This is a genomic window from Variovorax sp. AB1(2024) (genome assembly GCF_037482385.2).
In the GTDB taxonomy this organism is placed as follows: domain Bacteria; phylum Pseudomonadota; class Gammaproteobacteria; order Burkholderiales; family Burkholderiaceae_C; genus Variovorax.
The window spans coordinates 2,704,406-2,721,562 of record NZ_JBBHKP020000001.1 but is presented as its reverse complement, the minus strand read 5'-3'; the positions used below and the strand labels follow the sequence as shown (position 1 = coordinate 2,721,562).

7 protein-coding genes and 1 pseudogene are annotated in these 17,157 nt (G+C 65.5%); 2 read left to right on the top strand and 6 right to left on the bottom strand.

The window, feature by feature from the left end; all coding sequences use genetic code 11:
- Nucleotides 1–53 precede the first annotated feature (53 nt).
- A pseudogene (locus WIX39_RS12655) lies at nucleotides 54–644 on the top strand (tryptophan 7-halogenase); the annotation flags it as partial.
- Nucleotides 645–681: 37 nt separating this feature from the next.
- Nucleotides 682–1,200 carry a tryptophan 7-halogenase gene (locus tag WIX39_RS12650; protein WP_409195109.1) on the top strand — a complete coding sequence of 173 codons (519 nt, stop codon included), beginning with the start codon at nucleotides 682–684 and terminating at the stop codon, nucleotides 1,198–1,200.
- Here the strand turns inward: WIX39_RS12650 and WIX39_RS12645 are convergent.
- The 6 genes from WIX39_RS12645 to WIX39_RS12620 form a co-directional block, all read right to left on the bottom strand.
- Nucleotides 1,186–1,464, bottom strand: coding sequence for a flagellar transcriptional regulator FlhD (locus WIX39_RS12645; protein ID WP_106935159.1), 279 nt, complete (start codon nucleotides 1,462–1,464; stop codon nucleotides 1,186–1,188). The genes WIX39_RS12650 and WIX39_RS12645 overlap by 15 nt on opposite strands.
- A complete protein-coding gene (locus tag WIX39_RS12640) occupies nucleotides 1,446–2,690 on the bottom strand; it encodes a tetratricopeptide repeat protein (protein ID WP_409195108.1) in 1,245 nt (414 codons plus the stop codon). Before WIX39_RS12640 ends, WIX39_RS12645 begins: the two co-directional genes overlap by 19 nt.
- A 60-nt stretch (nucleotides 2,691–2,750) precedes the next feature.
- Entirely contained in the window at nucleotides 2,751–3,881 is a 1,131-nt protein-coding gene (locus WIX39_RS12635) for an HlyD family efflux transporter periplasmic adaptor subunit (protein WP_409195107.1), read from the bottom strand.
- 157 nt (nucleotides 3,882–4,038) lie between these two features.
- A complete protein-coding gene (locus WIX39_RS12630) occupies nucleotides 4,039–6,156 on the bottom strand; it encodes a type I secretion system permease/ATPase (RefSeq protein ID WP_409195106.1) in 2,118 nt (705 codons plus the stop codon).
- Nucleotides 6,153–7,580 (bottom strand): TolC family outer membrane protein, encoded by a 1,428-nt coding sequence (locus WIX39_RS12625; RefSeq protein ID WP_409195105.1) that lies wholly within the window; start codon nucleotides 7,578–7,580, stop codon nucleotides 6,153–6,155. The genes WIX39_RS12630 and WIX39_RS12625 overlap by 4 nt, the downstream gene beginning before the upstream one ends.
- Nucleotides 7,581–7,648: 68 nt before the next feature.
- Nucleotides 7,649–17,143: an Ig-like domain-containing protein gene (locus WIX39_RS12620; protein WP_409195104.1), complete on the bottom strand. Its 9,495-nt coding sequence runs from the start codon at nucleotides 17,141–17,143 to the stop codon at nucleotides 7,649–7,651.
- Between the last annotated feature and the right edge of the window lie 14 nt (nucleotides 17,144–17,157).

The window sequence follows — 17,157 nt, the reverse complement described above, 5'->3', positions numbered from 1 at the left end:
GGAGCCCCTTTCGGGGGGCCCTTCTTTTCGACCATGTCCATGGAACCACTTGCATGCTGAATCTTCGCAACATGTCCCGCGCCGTCGTCGTCGGCGGCGGGACCGCGGGCTGGTTCGCAGCCCTGACATTGCGCCGCATGTTCGCGCGGCAGGTCGAAGTCCGGGTGATCGAATCGCCCTACATCGGCATCGTCGGCGTGGGAGAAGGCAGCCTGCTCAACCTGGTCGAGGCTCTGCACCGATGCGGCATCGACCTGGACGAGTTCGTGCGGGAAACCGGCGCGGCCTTCAAACTTGGCTTTTCCTATGAAGGCTGGCGTACCGGCGCCGAGGACGACCGCTATTACCACCTCTTCGGCCGGCCCGGCCTGCCGGAGACGGACTGGATCGAGCGCGGCTTCCACCCATTGTTCTCGGGCATGGTGCACGAGGGCATCGGCCTGCACCACTACATACCGGGCTTTGCAGAGATCGCATCGAATGCGACGCAGCAGGAGACCGCGGCCATGCTGCGGCAAGGGCCGGGCTCGGGCCTGTCGGCCTCGTTCCATTTCGACAGCCACAAGCTGGCGGACTACCTGCGCCGCGTGGCGGTATCGCGCGGCGTGATGCACCAGCAGGCCCGTGTCGATGAGCTGGTGTGCGACGAGCAGCGCATGGCACGCAGCCTGAGGCTGGACGATGGAGAAATCGTCGGCCTCGACCATCGGACTGGCCTCAGGTTTCGTGGAACCGCTGGAGGCGACCTCCATCGGCCAGATGCTGGAGCAACTGCGCAACTTCGAGCGCATCGTCACCGCCAGCAACGGCGTGGTGTCAGGCTTCCTGATCGAAGGCTTCAACGAGGCCAACGCGCGATGCTGGTCCGGCATCCGCGATTTCCTGCGCATGCACTACGACTGCCCACGGCGCGACACCGCCTTCTGGCGCGATGTGGGGGCCCTGCCCCTGCCGGCCAGCTACGCCGAGCTCAAGCAGTGTTTCCAGCAACGCACGCCGCGGCTCGTGGACGTGCAGGACTACGCCATCCATGGATGGCAGAGCATCTTCCACGTCATCAACTGGCTGTTCGTGGCGGCGCCATTGGGCGTGGTACCGCCCGAAGCGGCAACTGCCGAGCTGGCCAGTCTTCCGGCCGTGAGCCGTCGGCGCGTCGCAACGCGCATGGCCGAACTGCGCAGGAGCTCAGATCTTGCTTGAGGCCATGTACGGTTTCGACGCGATCGCCGCGTCATCGGGACGAAAGCTGCAAAGCATGAGATTCGTCTCGGCCAGCTTCGCGATCTGCGCGGACGACATGTTGGCAAGGAGTTCCGCCAGATCCTTGCCGATGCCCAGGCGGCGCATCGCCACCGCCTCGTCCTGCTTCACCAGCTTCTGCGCCAGGAGCATGTACATCAGGTTGAAGTCGCCAATTTCCTTCTGCAACTGCCTGTCTACGCCACTCAGGTTTTCAAGGGACATCGTGTTTCCTCCAGATCTGGTTGGGGAAGGCCGCGCGAGACGACCCTCCAGCGGCCGGCTGCAATCTCCGCGGCATAGGGGGCGGGGATGCTGACGCTGTAGCGGCCGTTCCTGACGACGGCGCAATAGGTGCAAACGGCCCCGCCCGAGGCGTCGTGCAGCGTCCAACGGACCGGCGTGCCATCGGGAGCGGAGTGCGCAACCTCCATGGAGGGCGAGCCGATGTTGGCGCCCACGTGGGCATAGCGCGGATCCACCGTCATCGGCACATGCGCGGGAAAAGGCTGGCTGCCGGACAGGTCGAACCACTCGTCGTGGCTGAGCATGCTGGTCGCCGCCACCTTCCAGATGCGGTGGCGCAGGAAATGCTGGTCGGCGTAGCGCGACGAGAACGGCCGGCTCTTCAGGTATGCGCGCATGTCGCCCGCCATGTCCGTGAAGACGCCCCGGCACGCACCCCACATGCCGGCCAGCATCAGTTCGGTGTGCGAGTGGTAGTCGCGCATGACATGGAACCAGCGGTCGGAGGCGCACCATGCACGCACCGCCGCCTGGTCGCGCGTGGACAACAACGAGTCGGCGTCGCGAAACTGCACGCGATCGACACCGGGATCGTCGAGCGCGAGAAATCGCCACATGGTGCCCGGCAGGTCGTGACCGCCGATGGAGCGCACATCGACGACGGACGCGCCCTCCGCCAGCAGCCGCTCGCAGACGGACCTCGGCACCGAGGCATCGACGTAGAAGCGGCAGACCCACGCAGGAAAGAACTCGCGCGCGGCCCGCACATTGAGCACCGCCATCTCGCAATAGCGCGGATCACCGCCGAACAGGCTGAACGCAATGACGTTGCGCTCGCGACGCATTTCGTCGAAGCGCGGCAGCACGGGCGATTCGGCGGTTGCGGCTGTCGTTTCTTCCGCCGCCTCCAGGATCTTCAGCTCGAGGGATATGGTGCCGAACTCTCGCACTTCCCTCCACTTTCCCAGTTGCCCCGCCGCCTCCGCGAGGCCGTCATAGACGTTCGGAGTCTTCAGGTACTCGACGACACCGTGATAGATGTCGTATGCCTGCATCGCCCGGCCCAGCCGCATCTGGCACAGTGCCACGTCGGCCAGGGGCTGCGGGCTGCGGGTTGCCTCCCATGCCTGCGTAGCGAACTTCAAAGCCCGCATGAAGTCGCCTTGCGCGAAAGCGGCTCGGAACTCATCGCCCAGCAGGTTCAAGGCCTGTTGCGTGATGGCGGGCCCGCGGCGCGGAATGGGCACTCTTCTCATACGGGTCTTTCAGCGCTCGCGCAAGGCTTCGCGCGCCTTGTTCAGCGGCTTGAGCAGATAGTCCAGCACCGACTTGCTGCCCGTGTGGATGTCGACGTTCGCGATCATGCCGGGCACGATCGGAAAGCTCTCCCCGCTCTTGTTCTTCAGCTGGTCGGCGTCGGTGCGGATGTACACGCGGTAGTAGTACACGTCGCGCTTCACGTCGTCCTGGATGGTGTCCGGCGAAATCGTCGTCACCCGACCCGGCAGGCTGCCGAAGATGGCGTAGTCGTACGCCGTGACCTTCACCGCCGCTTCCTGGCCCGGATGGATGAAGGCGACGTCGCGAGGCGATATGCGCGCTTCGACCAGCAGCTTCTCGTCGAGCGGCACGATCGCCATGAGCCTGCCGCCCGGGGGCAGCACGCCGCCCACCGTGGTCACCGCAATGTCCTTCACGATGCCGCGCACCGGCGACGCGAAGGTCAGGCGCGTGAGAGAGTCGGAGCGCCCGCGCGTGACCGAGCGCTGCGCCTCGATCTCGGCGTTGGCCCTGGCCAGGTCTTCGCGTGCCTTCACGTAGTACTGGCTCTTGAGGTCGGCCGCCTTGGTTTCGGCTTCGTTGATCTGCCGCTTCAGGCGCAGCACCTCGACATCGCTTGCGGCGCCGCGAGCCACCAGCGGCTCGGTCAAGGCCAGCTCCCTGCGCATCAGCGCCAGCGCCTGCGTCACGCCCGAAAGGCTGCTCGCGAGCTGGTCGCGGCGCGACTGGTAGAGCGCGGTCTCCGTGCGCACCAGGTCGGCGTCGGAACTCACTTCGGGCGGAAACACCAACGGAGTGCCTCCCACCTCGGCCGTGAGCCGCGCCGACGTGGCAAGCGCGGCGCGCACGCGCGAAGCGCTTTCCTGAACGGTCGACTCGGTCTTCGTCCTGTCGAGTTGCGCGAGTACCTGCCCCTCCTCGACGATGTCGCCCTCGCGCACCTTCAGGTCGACCAGGATGCCGCCCTCGAGCGACTGGATCATCTGCTCGCGCGACGACGGCACCACCTTGCCCGCGCCGGTGGACACTTCGTCGAGCCTGAAGAGCCAGGCCCACGCCAGCAGCGCGAGCAGCAGCGCCGCAATGATCCACACGAGCAGCGATGCGCGCGGCAAAGGAGGCTCGGGTGGCGAATAGTAGGCGGCGGGTGCGGTCCTGGAGCGTTCCGTGGGCTGGAAAGGAGACTTCGCGCGTGGCGGCTTCGCCCCCGAAGCAAGACCGGGCGGCATCGTCATGCCGACCGTGGTGGCTGGCGCCTTCACCCGCATTTTCTCAGGCGTTGCCATGTGAGAGCCTTCCAAGAACCTGTTCCTTCGAACCATCCATCACGATGCGGCCGCCATCGATCACCACGATGCGGTCCACCCACTGCAGCACCGGCATGCGATGCGTTGCCACCACCAGCGTGCGCGGCCCCATCCAGTTGCCGACCAGATCGATCACGTGCCGTTCGGTGACCTCGTCGAAATGCGCGGTCGGTTCGTCGAGCAGCACGATCGACGGCTGCCGGATCAGCGTGCGCGCGAGCAGCAATGCCTGCCGCTGCCCGCCGGACAGACCCAGGCCGCCCTCGTGAATGAGTTCGTCCAGCCCCTCGGCGCGCGACTGGAGAAATGGCAAGGCACCCGCCATCGCGATGGCCTCGAACACTTGGTCGTCGGTGGCCAGCGGCATGCCCATGGTCACGTTCTCGCGGATGGAGCCGTGGAAGAGCCGCGCGTTCTGCGTGAGCAGACCGACGTCGCGGCGCAGGTCGGCCGGGTCGATCAGCGAGAGGTCGAGCGAATCGAGCGCCACGTGGCCCTGCTGCGGCGACTGCAGGCCGGACAGCAGTTGCAGCAGCGTGGATTTGCCCGCGCCCATGCGGCCCAGCAACGCGACCTTCTCGCCTGCCTGAATCTGCAACTGCGCGATTGCGAGCGCCGGGCTCTTGTCGTCCTTGCCATAGCGAAACTCGACGCCGGCCAGTGCGTAGTGCCCGTGCAGCGCCGGCGCATGCACCAGCCGCGTGCCGTCGGCCTGGTCGACCGGGCGCTGCATGAGCTGGTCGAGGCCGGCGCGCGCCACCTTGGCCTGCTGCCAGCGCGCGAACACGCTCGACAACTGCGCCAGCGGCGAGATCATGCGAGACGCGAGGATCGACGAGCCCACCAGCGCGCCCGTCGTCATGTCGCCGCGCATCACGAGGAAGCAGCCCGCCAGCAGCACCACGGCATACACGATGGTCTGCACCTCTTGCGTCCACGTCATGAGCATGCTCGTGAGAAAGCGTTGCCGCATGCTGACGCCGGCGGACACGTCGTTGACGTGGTTCCACTGGTTCTGGAAGCGCGGCTCGGCGCGCATGAGCTTGATGTCCTCGATGCCTTCGACCGCCTCGACCAACAGGGCGTTGCGCAAGGCCGATTCGCGCATGCCTTCGCTCGCCAGGCGCGCCAGCGGCTTCTGGATGAGCAGGCCCGGAATGACCAGCAACGGCACCGCCGCCAGGGCAACCAGCGCAAGCGGTCCGGCCACCAGCCAGAGAACGACCAGGAACAGCAGGAAGAACGGCAGGTCGGCCACGGCGGAGATGGTGGTGGAGGTGAGCAACTCCCTCACCTGCTCCACCTCGCGCACCTGCGCGATGAAGGAGCCCGTCGACTTCGAACGCGCATTGGTGCGCAGACGCAGCGCATGGCCGAACACGACGTCCGACACCTTGAGGTCGGCGCGCTTGCCGACCACGTCGGAGATGTGGGTGCGCGACACGCGCAGCATGAACTCGAAGGCCACCGCCAGCATCACGCCACCGAAGAGCACCCACAGCGTGGGCTCCGACTGCGCGGGCACCACGCGGTCGTAGATCTGCATCGAGAAGATCATCGACGCCAGTGCCAGCACGTTCGCGAACATCGAGGCGAGCATGATGTCGCCGTAGCGCCGCCAGTCGCGCAGCGCGATGGTCCGGAACCAGTTGGCCTTGTAGGGCTTGATGTAGTCGTCCACGCGCGCATCGGGCACGGCGGTGTTGGGCCGCAGCACGGCCACGCGTTTCGCGCGGCGGCGCAGCTCGTCGAGCGGCAGCGCCGTCTCGAGGCCATGGTCGCCCCCGAGCAGCACGCCCAGTTGGCCACGGCCGTTGGAGGCTCGCACCACGCCGACCTCGCCGTTGTCGAACTCCACCACCAGCGGCAGGCGCCATGGGTCGAGCAGCGTTTCGGAGAATTCGCCCAGCCGCACCGTCAGGCCGAGCTGGCGCGCCATGTGATCGAGCAGCGTGTCCAGCGGCGCGCCGCGCTCCCAGGCCAGCGAGACGCGCACGTTCTCCTCTGAAGCGCCTATGCCGTAGTGGCGGGCGACGAAAAGCATGGCGTCGAGCCAGCTCGTGTACTGCGAAGGCAACTTCATGGAAGCACCTCGATCCCCTGCACGGTGGTGTTGTTCAACCCGTAGTACGCGCGGGACTGCCCGGTGGCGCCTATGTAGCCGACGCGGCTGGTCCAGAGCTCGTGCAGCACGGCCTCTTCGTCGGCTGCGGCCTGGTGGATCTCCTGCTCGGCATTGAGCAGGTCGAGAATGGAACGGGTACCGAGCGTGTACTGCTCGCGGTAGAGATCGCGCGCCTCGGCGATGCTTCGGCGTCGGTCGGCCAGCACGCCCAGGCGCGCCTGCGCGCCGATGACCTGCTCGCGGAAGTTGCGTACCTGGTCGCCGGCGTTGAGGCGGGCGGTCTCGATGCGCATGCGCGCAGCCTGTTCGGCAGCGACGGCGGCGTTGACCTGCGCTTCGAGCGCACCACCCTGGTAGAGCACGCTCGACAGGTTGAGCATGACCGAGTGGGAGCCGCCGCTGCGCTCCGGAACACCGGAGTTCATGCCGCCCATGGGCCGGTTGACGGAAGCGTCGAGGCTGAGCGTGGGATAGCGCTGGGCCCTGGCGACTTCGAGCTGGGCGGTGGCGACACGGCGTTCGGCTTCGGCGGCCAGCACCTCGGGCATGAGGCTGGTGTCGGGCTGCATGTCGACGCGCAGTTCACTTGCCAGGTGCTCAGGCAACGGTGCCATGCGCGGCGGCACGGAACGCCCCAGCAGCGTACCCAGGCGCTCGCGCCACTGCGCCAGCTGCGACTTCACCTGCAGCAGGTTGGCACGCGCACTGTCCACGCGCGACTCGGCCTGGATCGGATCGGCCTTGGTACTGAGGCCCGCGGTGGCGCGCAGCTGTGCGGTCTGCAGCACTTTCTCGACCGCCTGCACCTGCTCCTGCGCAATGGCGACGAGCGATTGGTAGCGGTGCGTCATGACCACGGCTTCGGCCGCCTGCTGCGCGACGGCGTCGATCTGCTTGAGGATCGTCGCCTGCTGGCGCTGTACCTGCGCCTCCGACTGGCCGACCGCACCCGAGACCTTGCCGAAGTCGTACAGCATCTGCGACACCGAGGCGGTGGCGAGACCGCCATTGCTGCGCCCCTGGCCGACGGAGCCGCGGTCGTTGACGCCCGCGCCCACACCGACACGCACCAACGGGTAATAGCCGGCGCGTGCCACGTCCACGCCGCCCGACTGCTGCGCCAGCACGGCGATGGCGTCGGAGATGGACGGATGGCGCGCCACCGCCTGCCGCACGGCGTCGGCAAGTTCCAGCGGCGTCGTGGTTTCGGCAGCCTCGGGCAATGCGGGGCCGGGCTTGACGCCCAGTTCCTTGGCCAGCGTGCTCGGAGCGAGGCGCCGGGACAGCTTTAGCTCGCCGTCGCTGCTTTGCGCGAAGGCGGGCGCACAGGCCGCGAGCAGGCAGGCCGCAGCCAACCGAGGTCGAATGAGTTTTTTGTTCATGTTGTTTTTTCAGGCAGACAGGAGCGACACGGCCGGAGCCCCGCCGCCCTGTTCCGCCAAGGGTTGCGTCAGACCATGACGAGCTGCTGGTTGGAGAGCAATGTGGCCAAGTCCACCCGCAGATCCCGCAGGGTCAGAAGCGGAGCGAAGTCGTGGCCGTTGCCCGCACCGTCGCGGTCCACCGAGATCACCGTGTCGCGCCCGTTGACCACCGAGACCTTCAGGTAGCTGGCTTCGTTGCCCGGCGTGAAGCCGACCAGCAGTTCACGCAGGTCGATGCGGTCTGCATTCGGCCAGGCCACGAAAGCGCCGACCTCGAACCCGTAGACGTCGTCCGCGCCATTGCCGCCTGTGGCGTCGCTGGCTGAGAGCAACTTGTAGAGCAGCGTGTCGCGGCCTCCGCCCATGAGGGTGAAGGTGTCGTTGCCGCCACGGCCCTCGAACTGGTTGTCCGCCGCGTTGTCGACGAAGATGTCGGAACTGCTTCCGCCCGCCAGGCCCTCGATATTCCTGAAAGTCGCCGTGCCGAAGCCGGTGTTCTGTGCGCCGGTGATGCTCAGATCGATGGTGAGCGGCGTGTCGCCCGCCAGCTTGTAGTCGACGATGTCCATGCCGCCGGTGTTGCTCCAGGCCTTGACGCCCGACACCGTGACCGTGCCGCCGCCGCCTTCGTACTTGTCGTCGCCCCGGGTGGCGAAGAATGTGTCGTTGTAGCCGGTGCCGACGATGCCATTGCCGATGTTGGCATTGGCGACGTTGATGCCGGATTCGGTGGTCAGCACGAAGGCGTGGTTGGCCTCGCCGGCTTTCAGGCCCGCCCAGGCGGCATTGACGACCTCGATGGTGTTGCCACCCAGCTCGTCCTTGCCACCCACGTCCGCGGCACTGCCGTTGGCGATGCGCATGAGCGCCAGCGTGTAGGTCTCCTTCGCGTCAAGCCCGTAGAAGTCGACGATCGCCGAGCTGTCGTTGGTCTGGTTGCCGGACTGCGGATTGATGATCTGCGTGGAAACCAGCTTGCCTGACGAATCGAAGAGCTGCACGGTGTTGCCATACAGCGCGTTGATGCCCTGCGCATCGAGGATGCGGAAATGCAGCGAAGTGCCGTCCGCCACCGTGGTGGTGTTGGTGATGAACCGGGTGTTGCCTTTCTGGGTGAACACCAGCAGATCCCGGTCGCCATCCCAATCCGTGTCGGCCGCAATTGCTCCGGTGACGGAATCGCTGAGCTCGGGCCTGTAGTCCCAATCGCCGATCGTGTTGGTCCCTCCCAGCAGATTGTCTCTGACGAACTCGAGCGTCTTTCCCGAGCTTTTGTTCGTGTAGAGATTGATCGGCCCCTTGTTGCCGTCCTTCGTGACTCCGCCAAGGTCACCGAAACCCGGCAACTCGATGGCGTCCATCTTGCCGTCGCCATCCCAATCGACCGCGAGCGAAGGACCACCTTGCACCAAGCGTCCGCCATCTGTCACGCCGAACGTATACATGCCCGACGGCGTGGTGCCGATCTTGTCGAGATCCGGATCGTTCATCTCCAGGTGGCCGCGGCCGTCGTTCAAGAGGATGCGGCTTTGATACTGCTCATCGGGTGTTTTTCCGTAGCCGCGCCCCATGAACAGGTCCATGTAGCCGTCGCCGTTGAAGTCGGCCCAGGTCATGGAGATTCCGTTGCCGAAAAAAGCGAACTGATTGGCAATGTTCTGGAACGCGTTCTCGATGATCTGCGTGTTCTCCCAGGTCCCGTCGCCCTTGTTGCTTGCAACGACCAGGCGGTGCGGCTCCTTGCTTTGCTTCGTCTCCGCCAAGGCGGGATCGGCCGAGGGGCCGCCGATCTTGGTGGTGTAGGCCGTCGCGTGGTAGACGAGATCGATCGTGCCGTCGTTGTTCAGGTCGACGCCCGACAATTCGGTGTCGAAGGGGGCGTTGCCGGCGTTGGTCGATTTCGCAGCGCCGCTCCCCACAATGTTGGTATAGCCTGTATCTCTGGCCATCTTGCGGATGTTGCCGTCCGTGTTCAACACGATCTGGGAGTCGTTTCCTTCGACACTGGTACCGCTTCTGCGAGGCTGGTCTCCATAGGCCACGCTGACGAAGCCGGTGCCTGTCTTGTCGAAGGCAACCACGCCGCTGAACGAGCTGTTTACGTTCGAGTCACCGCCTGCGGGACCAAGGGTTTTGTCCTTGTAGTTGTAGTCCCGCCCGCCCACCTGGAGTGCGGTATAGCTGCTGCCATCGAAGATGAATGCCTGCTGGCCATCGCTGGGTGTGCTGTCTTCCGTGAACAGGTCCATGTGCCCATCTCGGTTGACGTCGATGAACGTGGCATTCTGGACAAAGTTGTTCCCCTTGTATGTCGGGTTGTAGTCTTCGCTGAAGACTGACTTTTCGGCATTGCTCTTCAACGCTGTCAGCTTGAAGCTGCCGAGCGTGGCGTTGTTGGTTCCATCGGCATCCAGCATCGTCTGGTTGCTGTGGATGCGCCACATGCCGTTCTCGCCCACGGTGTAGGCAGTTCCCTTCTGGTGCGGATCGCTGGCCGCGGATCCGACAGTCACCTTGGGCTCCTCGGAGACGATCAACTCGCCGGCTGTGTCGTCGGTCGTGATCTGCGTGCCGGAAGCGCTCTTGACGACAGCCTTGACGTCGTAGCTTCCACGCTGCATTGCCGCCGGCACCTGCACGTACCAGATGCTGTGCTGTGCATCGATTTGCACGCTGCCGTCCACCGAGCTGTAGGTCTTGCCGTCGATGGTGACCTCGATGTACTGGCCATCGACCAGCTTGAAGGGCATCGTGCCGTTCACCAGTGGTGTCGGGTCTACGGTGTTCTGGCTGTCGACAGTGAGGGCGTAGTCCGCAGTCAGGCTGAAGTCGCTCGACATGGCGCCTTCGGTGCCGGCCGCGCCGGTCACGACGGCCCGGTAGGTATGGCTCGAGCCGTCCGCGAGAAACCCGAGTTCGTAGGTCCAGTTAGTGCCGTCTACTGTTGCCGTGCCCAGCAACTGCGAGCCTTCGTAGATGCGCACTACGTCGTTGGCGCCGATGGCGGCGCTCATCTTTCCTTTGAGAACCGGATGGGGGTCATCTGTGCGCGTGCCGCTGCCGAAATCGCCCTGGCCGACGCCGACATCATCGGTGTAGCTCGTGATCTCCACCGTGTGCATCGGCACGGCATTGCCCAGCGTGACAGCGTGGGTGCTGGTCGCCTGATTCTGAGCAAGGTCTTGCACCTCGGCCGTGATGGTGACGGTGCCGTTGGTCAGTCCGCTGATGTCGGCCGCGGCGGCAGTCCAACTGCTGCCGGAGACGGTCGCTGTGGCAGTCACGCTGTTCGTGCCGTCGCTGAAGGTGACTTTGACGATCTGGCCGCTCTCGACGTTGGTGGTCGTCCCCCGGACCACCACTGCGTCGTCTTCCTTGGCGCTGACCTGGTCGTCTCCCGCCACCGGCTTTTCGATGGTGATGAGCGGCGCCGTGCTGCTCACGCCGTAGCCATGGTTCTTCGAGCCACTGGCCGTGTTGCCCGCCGCATCGTGGCTGACAACGCTGGCAGCGACGGTGCGGCCGGCGTCGGCCGCCAGGTCGCTGCCCGCCACGTCGACTCGCCAGTTACCGCTTGCATCCACGGCGCTGCTGTAAGCGACGCCATTGACCTGCAGCGTGACAACGTCGCCCGATTGCGTGCCGGCGGTGGTGCCGGACACGGCAACGGCGCCACCGGCCTCGGCCATATTGACGACGTTGTCGGAGGTGATGGCGGCAACGCTGATTGCGGGCGCCGCCAGCGTGGTGTCAAGCACCGCGCTGTCGGTCGCGGCCGGCGTCGAGACATTGCCTGCGAGATCGCGGCTGGTCGCGCTGACGCTGATCGCTGCGCCTTCCACCGGGTTGTCGAACGCGACGTCGAGGAAGCCATTGGCTACATCCGACGCAGTCAGCGTGACGCTGGCGGTTTTGCTGCCATCGGTGAGGCTGATGACATCACCCACGGCCGCACCGGACACGAGCGTAACCTTCACGCTCACTTCGACGCCCTTCTCGCTTGCGTTGATGAAGCCGTCATTGTTGGCGTCGTTGACGATGGCGATGCTGATGAAGGGCGGCTTGCTGTCGACGCTGGCCGTGGCTTCGATGCTCGCGTTGCCAGCGTGATCCGTCGCGACCACATGCAGCACCGTGCCGTGTGCCAGAGCAGTTGCCGGGGTGATGCTGTACCTGTCGTCGGCCGCCGCGGTGGCGCTTCCGATGGCATTGCCTGCATCGTCCCTGATCGTGACCAGAGTGCCGGCTTCCGCCGTACCGGTGATGAAGCTGCCGCTGGTCGGTTTGACGATCGGTGCGACGGGCGCCTTGCCATCCACGATGATCTTGGTTTCAGAACTCGCATTGCCCGCGCGGTCGATGGCTGCGATGCTCAGCTCGACGCCGTCGGAAAGCGACGTTGCCGGAGTGACCCTGTACGAACCATCGCCCGCAGCAGTCGCACTGCCGATGACCGTGCCGGAACCATCCTTGATGGTGACGATGGCCCCTGCTTCGGCGCGGCCTGCGACCTGCTTGCCATTGCTCGGTTCGACTGTCGGCGCGGGAGGCTCCTTGCGGTCGACGGTTGCCGTAGCTTCGGAACCGACGTTGCCGGCGCGATCGGTCGCAACGGCATGCAGTACCGCGCCGTCCATCAGAGCCGTCGAGGGGGTGATGCCGTAGGTGCCGTCCGGCGCAGCGGTCGCGCTGCCGATCACCTTGCCTGCGTCGTCCCTGACCGTGACCAGGGCGCCGACTTCGGCCTTGCCCGTGAGCGCGTTGCCTCGGCCCGCATCGAGCATCGGTGCCGGCGGCGGTGTGCGGTCGACGGTGGTACCGGCTTCGAAACTGGCATTGCCGGCTCGGTCGATCGCAACAATGCGCAGCACAGTGCCGTCAGCAGGCGTGCTCGCTGGCGCGATGCTGTAGACCCCATCGTTCGCGGTGGTCGCGCTGCCAATGATATTGCCGGCACTGTCCTTGACAAGAACCAGAGCACCAACTTCGGCCGTGCCCGTGACCGAACTGCCATTGGTGGGATTGACCGTCGGCATATCGGGCGACTTGCTGTCCACCGTGACGCTGGCTTCACTGCTGGTGTTACCCGCAGCGTCGGTCGCGTCAACCCGCAATTCAGTACCGTTGGCCGGCGGAGTCGCCGGCGTGATGCTGTACTTTCCGTTGGCCGCAGCGGTGGCGCTGCCGATGACAACGCTCGCACCATTCCTGATGGTGACCAGAGCACCAGCCTCGGTCGTGCCGGTGATCGATCTTCCGTCGGTTGGATCGACAGTTGGCACGGGCGGGGGCGCATCGTCGACCACGGCTTTCGCTTCGAGGCCTGCATTTCCGGCGCGGTCGGTTGCCACGATGCGCAACTCCGTGCCGTTCGCTAGCTTGAGCGCCGGGTTGAATCTGTATGTGTCATCGGCTGCGGCGATGACGCTGCCGATGACCGCACCCGCGCCGTCCTTGATCGTGACCAGAGCGCCAGCTTCAGCCGTGCCCGAGACCGAAGTGCCGTTGGATGGGCGAATCGTCGGCGCAGCGGGCGCCGTGCCGTCGACCACGACTGGGGCTTCCTGGCTCGCATTGCCTGCGCGATCCGTCACCACGACGCGCAGCTCGGTGCCGTCCGCAGGCGCGGGCACAGGCGTGATGCTGTACTTGCCGTCGCCCGCCACGGTGGCACTGCCGATGACGGCGTTCGCAGCGTTCCTGATCGAGACCAGAGCGCCAGCCTCGGCCGTGCCGGTGATCGAGGTGCCATTGGTCGGATTGACGGTCGGCGCGGGAGGTGCCTTGCTGTCTACCTTGATCCTGGCTTCGGGGCTGGCATTGCCCGCAGGGTCGGTGGCGACAACGCTCAGCTCGGTGCCGTCCGCTGGAACGGCAACTGGCGTGACGCTGTATGCACCGTCGGTCGCGGCAGTGGCACTGCCGATGGTTTTGCCCGAGCCGTCCTTGACCGTGACCACCGCGCCGGCTTCAGCGTTGCCCGTGATCCTCGTGCCATTGGCTGGATCGACCGTCGGTACTGGAGGCGAAGTGCTGTCCACCGTGATTCTGGTTTCAGTGCTGGGATTCCCCGCAGCGTCGGTGGCTATGACCCTCAGCGCCGCGCCCTCCGCCGGCGCGTTCACTGGAGTGATGCTGTAAGAGCCATTGGCCTCAGCGGTGACGCTGCCGATCACGGCTCCAGAAGCATCCTTGACCGTGACCAGTGAGCCGATTTCAGCGGTGCCCGTGATCGACGTGCCGTTGGTCGGGTTGGCCGTGGGCGCGGCGGGCGGCATTCCGTCTACCCTGATCTTGGCAACCGGGCTGGCGTTGCCGGCCGTGTCGGTTGCCGAAACGCTCAACTCCGCTCCGTCTGTCGGCGCGCTCGCTGGCGTGATGCTGTATTTGCCATCCGCCGCGGCGGTGACGCTGCCCACGACGGCGCCGGTGGCATCCTTGATCGTGACCAACGCGCCAGCTGCAGCCACCCCGGTGATCGCGCGACCATTCGTCGGGTCGACCTTGGGCATGTCGAGCGCCTTGCTGTCGACCTCGATCCTGGCTTCCAGGCTGACGTTGCCCGAGGGGTCGGTGGCGGCAACACGCAACTCGGCGCCATGTGCGGGCGGAACTGCGGGAACAACGCTGTAGGAGCCGTCAGGCTTGACGGTAGCGGTGGCGACAACATTGCCCGAAGCGTCCTTGATCGTGATCACGCTGCCGACCTCCGCCGTACCGGTGATCAGCTTGCCGTTCGTCGGATTGACCTTCGGTTCGTCCGGCGACTTGCTGTCTACCGTCACCTTGGTTTCGAGGCTCGCATTGCCCGCGGAGTCGGCCGCCATGACGCGCAGTTCCGCTCCGTCTGCCGGCTTTGTCGCTGGCGTGAGGCTGTAGGTTCCATCGGCCGCGGCGGTGGCACTGCCGATGACTGCGCCGCTGCCGTCCTTGACGGTGACGACAGCGTCGACTTCGGCCGTGCCCGTGATCAGACTGCCGTTCGTCGGCTTGATCGACGGCGCAGGAGGCGCCTTGCCGTCGACAGTGGCCTTGGTTTCAGGGCTGACATTGCCTGCGCTGTCTGTAGCAACGACGCTCAAAACCACGCCATCTGAAGGCCGGCTCACCGGTGCGACGCTGTAGGAACCATCGTTCGCGACCGTCGCGCTGCCGAGGACAGCGCCTGCCATGTCCCTGATAGTGACGGTAGAGCCTGCCTCCGCAGTCCCCGTTATCGCGTTTCCGTTGGTCGGGCCAACCTTCGGTGCGAAAGGTTCTTTGCGGTCTACGGTTGCCGTAGTTTCGACGCCGACATTGCCGGCACTGTCTGTCGCGGTGGCGTGCAGCATCGTGCCGTCCGCCGGAACGGTCGAGGGGGTGATGCTGTAGGCGCCGTTGGTCGCGGTGGTTGCGCTTCCGATCACGTTGCCCGCGTCGTCCTTGACCACGATCAGGGCATCGGCTTCCGCCAGGCCCGTGATCAAGCGGCCATTGGTCGGGTTGATTGAAGGAGCAGGAGGCGATTTGCTGTCGACGACCGTGGTGGATTCAAGACTGACGTTGCCGGCACGGTCGGTCGCCACTGCGTGCAGCACCGCTCCGTCTGCCGGTGGGATCTGCGGAGCTATCTTGTAGGAGCCATTGGCCGCAGCGATCGCGCTGCCGATGAGATTGCCGGCACCATCTTTGATCGTGACCAGGACGCCGCGCTCTGCGACGCCAGTGATCGAACGACCGTTGGTCGGTTCGGCCGTGGGTGCGAAAGGCGGGTTGCTGTCGACTGTTACCTTGGCTTCGGGGCTGGCCTTGCCTGCGGGATCGGAGACGACGACGCTGAGTTCGGTGCCGTGCGCTGGAGCGGCCACGGGTATCACGCTGTATGTGCCGTCGAGCGCAACGGTCCCGCTGCCGATGACAGTTCCGGCGCCGTCCTTGATCGTGACCAGGGCACCCGCGCCGGCCGTGCCGGTGATCGAGCTTCCATTGGTCGGACTGACCGTGGGCGTATCGAGCAAATGTCCATCCACCCTGCCTCTGGTTTCCGGGCTGACGTTGCCGGCACTGTCGGTGACCGTGACACGCAGTTCGGTTCCGTCTGCCGGGATAGTCGCCGGACTCATGCTGTACGAGCCGTCGCCGCGGGTGGTCGCGCTGCCGATCACGTTGTTCGAGCCGTCCCTGACCAGGACTGTGGCGCCGGCTTCGGCCGTACCCGTGATCGAACTGCCGTTGGTCAGATTGACCGATGGTGCAATGGGCGGCTTCCCGTCGACCGTTACCCTGGCCTCGGGACCGGTGTTGCCGGCACGGTCGGTGGCGACGATGCGCAGATCGGCACCGTCTACCGGCTTGTCAGTCGGAACGACGCTGTAAGCGCCATTGCTACCGGCAGTGGTACTTGCGATGACGTTACCCGTGCCGTCCCTGATCGTGACGACCGCACCAGCTTCTGCCGTGCCGGTGATCGAACTGCCGTTTGTCGGGTTGGCAGTCGGCGCCGCGGGCGGCTTGCTGTCGACGATGGCCGTGGCTTCGATGCTCGCGTTGCCAGCGGCATCACTGGCCACGACGCGAAGCAGGGTGCCATCCGCTGGAGTGGTCACCGGGGTGACGCTGTAAGCGCCGTTGATCTCCGCAGTAGCACTGCCGACGAGGTTGCCCGCGCCGTCCCTGACGGTGATCAGCGCGCCAGGCTCCGCCGTGCCGGTGACCGGATTGCCATCGGTGGAGTCGACGGTTGGAGTGAATGGCGCTTGGCTGTCGACAGTAGCCCTGGCCTCCGAACTGGCGCTACCGTCCGGATTCTTTGCAATGACGCGAAGGACCGTTCCGTCCGGCACTGGCACGGCCGGGCGAACGACGTAGGTGCCGTCGGGTGCGGCGGTCGTGCTGCCGATCAGCGTGCCCGTGCTGCTGGAGACTGCAACTGTTGCGCCGGGCTCCGCCGTCCCGGAGATCGAACCGCCGTTGGTGGGATTGATGGTCGGCTTGGCCGGTGGCGGCGCCCGGTCGGCGGACGCCGGCGGAGACTGCGGCGACGCAACAAATGGCATGGGCACCCCACCGCCACTGCTACCGCCGCCTCCGCCTCCGCCTCCGCCGCCACCACCAGCAGCAGCCGCGGCCAAGCCACCGCCAAGCAACCACGGCCACGCACCGAAATCGGATGCCTTGGGCATGAGCAAGGGCTCGATGGGATCAATGCTCGAGTAGTTGACGGCCAATTCGCCTTGCTCCTGGCTGAGCCCGGCGAGCCAAGAACCGTCTTGTCCTTCATCCAGAACCAGATCGCTCTTGCTCCCATCCATCGCCGAGAAGAATCCACGAACAGTGACGATCTCTCCCGAAATGGAAGTGATGACCAAGTCGGCACCGACCCGACGCATTCCCTTGATCTGCTGTCTGGGCAAGTCCACCCGAACAATAGAAGCCTCTTTCAGAGAAATCTCATTCGCAGAGATTTGAACGCCTTCTCCGGTGCGCTTGACCACGACATACAACAAAATGATTACCTCAACACCGAACCAATGAACATCCAACAGCGCAAATGGAA

Excerpts from the sequence above, each read along its gene's own strand:
- WIX39_RS12650 (WP_409195109.1), top strand. The coding sequence starts at position 682 with ATGGAGAAATCGTCGGCCTCGACCATCGGACTGGCCTCAGGTTTCGTG.
- WIX39_RS12645 (WP_106935159.1), bottom strand. The coding sequence starts at position 1,464 with ATGTCCCTTGAAAACCTGAGTGGCGTAGACAGGCAGTTGCAGAAGGAA.
- WIX39_RS12630 (WP_409195106.1), bottom strand. The coding sequence starts at position 6,156 with ATGAAGTTGCCTTCGCAGTACACGAGCTGGCTCGACGCCATGCTTTTC.
- WIX39_RS12625 (WP_409195105.1), bottom strand. The coding sequence starts at position 7,580 with ATGAACAAAAAACTCATTCGACCTCGGTTGGCTGCGGCCTGCCTGCTC.